4 protein-coding genes are annotated in these 3,037 nt (G+C 38.5%); 1 reads left to right on the forward strand and 3 read right to left on the reverse strand.

The window, feature by feature from the left end:
* Positions 1-187: 187 nt before the first annotated feature.
* Positions 188-832, forward strand: coding sequence for a trimeric intracellular cation channel family protein (locus LG34_RS12995; RefSeq protein WP_109216442.1), 645 nt, complete (start codon positions 188-190; stop codon positions 830-832).
* Between the two features lie 318 nt (positions 833-1,150).
* Here the strand turns inward: LG34_RS12995 and LG34_RS13000 are convergent, their stop codons facing one another.
* From LG34_RS13000 to LG34_RS16800, 3 genes are all read right to left on the reverse strand, one after another.
* Complete coding sequence (locus LG34_RS13000; protein ID WP_109216443.1) at positions 1,151-1,966, reverse strand: hypothetical protein; 816 nt, start codon at positions 1,964-1,966, stop codon at positions 1,151-1,153.
* Positions 1,967-1,973: 7 nt separating this feature from the next.
* On the reverse strand, positions 1,974-2,522 hold the full coding sequence (locus LG34_RS13005) for a helix-turn-helix domain-containing protein (protein WP_109216444.1): 549 nt from the start codon (positions 2,520-2,522) through the stop codon (positions 1,974-1,976).
* Positions 2,523-2,769: 247 nt separating this feature from the next.
* Positions 2,770-2,937 (reverse strand): hypothetical protein, encoded by a 168-nt coding sequence (locus tag LG34_RS16800; protein ID WP_181369378.1) that lies wholly within the window; start codon positions 2,935-2,937, stop codon positions 2,770-2,772.
* Positions 2,938-3,037: the final 100 nt, after the last annotated feature.

Raw genomic sequence — 3,037 nt, forward strand, 5'->3', positions numbered from 1 at the left:
TTGTTTCTCACCACCTATAGAGGTGGGAGTCATCTCCCATCTGATATAACTATTTTTGATAAAGTTTGACTTAGATTTTAGAGGAGTTTCCGTGAACTATTTTTTAGAGTAGACAATCAATCCCTAAGTATGCTATGTTAGATGTACTGCGCCTCTAGGCGCCAATCTCAACGGGGAGGATATTAACGTGACAAACTTAATGTCTGTATTTGAGATCATCGGTTCCATTGCATTTGCAATTTCCGGAAGCATGCTGGCGATCAAAAAAGAAATGGATCTGTTCGGTATTCTGATTCTTGGTATCGTGACATCCGTAGGCGGCGGTGCCATTCGTGACATTGTCATCGGTAACACTCCGCCTGCGATGTTTCAGAATCCGAAATGTACGGTTATTTCATCCATTACGGCAATTGTTGTATTTCTGATCTGGAAATTGTACAACAGAAATACCATTGCAGAAAAAATCGCCCGTCGTACGGATAACATGTACCACAATCTGTTGTTCTGGTCCGATACATTGGGACTGGCAGCATTTACGATTCTTGGTATGGAAGCTACCATCAGTTTCCTACATACGGATCAGTGTCTGCTCATCGCATTTGTCGGTCTGATCACAGGCGTTGGTGGCGGTATTCTGCGTGATCTGCTGGCAGGAGAAATTCCTTATGTATTGCAGAAGCATATTTACGCAACGGCGTGTATTTTCGGTATTGCAGGGTACTATGTGCTGTATCACTTTATACCGGAAAGTATTGCTGCATTGATCGGATTTTGCCTGATTCTGGTCGTTCGTTATCTGGCAAAACAGTTTGAGTGGAATCTGCCGCGATAAAAGGCAAAAATGATTTCAAAATTTATGTATTGAAAAAGAAATCTGGTCGTTTTGTCTTGCACGCTAACAATCGCTTAGCAAGAAAAAACGGCCAGATTTCTTTATTTACGTTGTGTGATATTTGCTTTGTACTATATTCAAGTCGAACGCACGTAAGACTTGGTGCGTGATTCTGGCCAGCGCAAGCTGACATCTTCTTTTCAGAATCACTGCACATCCTTGCGGAGCATTTATCTCAGTCGGAGATTGAACTCCCACTGAGAAATACTTGTTACTACTCACCACTTGCAGAAGTGGGAGTCTCAACTCAGACTGAGATCAATTTTTAAACAGATATTTATATTTACGCATCTGCTCAAATAAAATATCTTGAACGCGATTTTTCTCCTGTTCAGAATAACCCGGTATTTCCTTTAATAATCGTTCTACATCTTTTTTTGTAAAATGAAAATACAGATTTGTTCCGCATACTTCTTCTGAAACATCCAATTGTTCCTCAAAACTACCGCTGATTGTTTTTGCCCTTACTTCTGAAAGCGCATCATATACATCGGTTCCCAACGGATAGTCCATGCTTGTGTCTGAAAGCAAACCAGCGCCATGATCAAAGATAGGACAATACGCAAAGTCACCTTTTTGATTCATCAGCACAGCTATATTGTGCATATGACGATCTTCGTTTACAAACAGCGCATCAATTGTCAGCAATTTGTTCAGATAGATTCCAAAATCTTTCAATCCGGTAATACGCTCCACCTGCATCACCAGAAATTCAAACCGCTCCTTCACAGAAGATTGTATATGCCATACCGCTTCATACAAACTTTTCTGGAAAAAATTTTGAAACAAGCGCTCCAAGGTTATAATCTGCCAGTCATCATACAAAAAATTTTTGCTTTTTACACCATTATAAAAAACATTTTTATATTTTATCTGTTCATAATCGTATTGTACAAATTCATTTTTTCCCAAAGAAGATTTTTCCAGCAAGTGCGATACCATATATTCGGCAAGTCCTTCATATCCGGTACAATCCGCTTTGTACCAGATACCTTCATTTTCCCATTTAAGCTGATTTCCCTTGGAAGACTGTCTGTCGGCTTTTCGTTCATTCTGTTCAAACAATTCGATCATGGATTTCTCACCTCTCTATTCGAATCCAAAAATGATCTTCTGCCATTCTGCCTTCCGTCTTCTGAATGATCATCAGCGGATCATAAAATGGCAGATCAAGATCTTTTAATATCAGTTTCATTTTATCACGGCTTTTTGGAAAACAACGGGACTCTAAAAATGCCTCATAGTCTTCATAGGTTGGTTCCTTCAGATTTCCAAAAGCCTGAAACATAATATTATCTGTATAATTTTTGATTTTTACCCGTTTTTTTAGTTCGTCTACATCGATCAGCGTACATATTTCCTGCTCATGCATATACCACATACGCAAACCATATTCCTTGTCCGGAATCTGTATTTTCATAACGTACTCCGGATGATTTTCTAATATTTTTAATAATAGAACAACCGGACCGGTAATTTTATCTTCTTTTGTTTCCCATCGTTCCATGGTTGCTTTGGAAACACCTAATAATTCCGCAAATTTCTTCTGCGTTAACTGCAATGTTTTTCGTACTCTTTTTATATCTGAACCGGTCACATATTCCTGAATTGCAAAGTTTATATTATTCATATGATATATCACCTCTTTTTTATTAAACCATTATTTTGATAGCTTTTCAAGCAAATAAATACTTATTTTGATGGTTTTTATAAAAATGAATGTACGTGTTGAAAAAGAAATCTGGTCGTTTTGTCTTGCACGCTAACAATCGCTTAGCAAGAAAAAACGGCCAGATTTCTTTATTTACGTTGTGTGTATCACTCATTACTATGATGATTTTGAAATCAAATATACTTATTTTCCTTCTGTTCCGGCTTCATACTGGCTTCCCTCCAGATGATTCTGTTTTATATAGACCGCTTGTTTCTGATACCGCGTCCAGAGCATCCTGTTCATGCTTCAGATGCATCAGACATATTCGGTAAATCATATCGCAATTGCGCTGATAAACCGCTTCCATCTGCGCTTTTGTAAGTACACTCATTATCCCCTGACTCCTTTCACTACTAACACGACTGTGAATTGCATTTTGTCCATTATTCAAGTCGAACGCACGTGAGACTTGGTGCGTGATTCTGGTCAGC

Source organism: Eubacterium ramulus (assembly GCF_003122485.1).
In the GTDB taxonomy this organism is placed as follows: domain Bacteria; phylum Bacillota; class Clostridia; order Lachnospirales; family Lachnospiraceae; genus Eubacterium_I; species Eubacterium_I ramulus_A.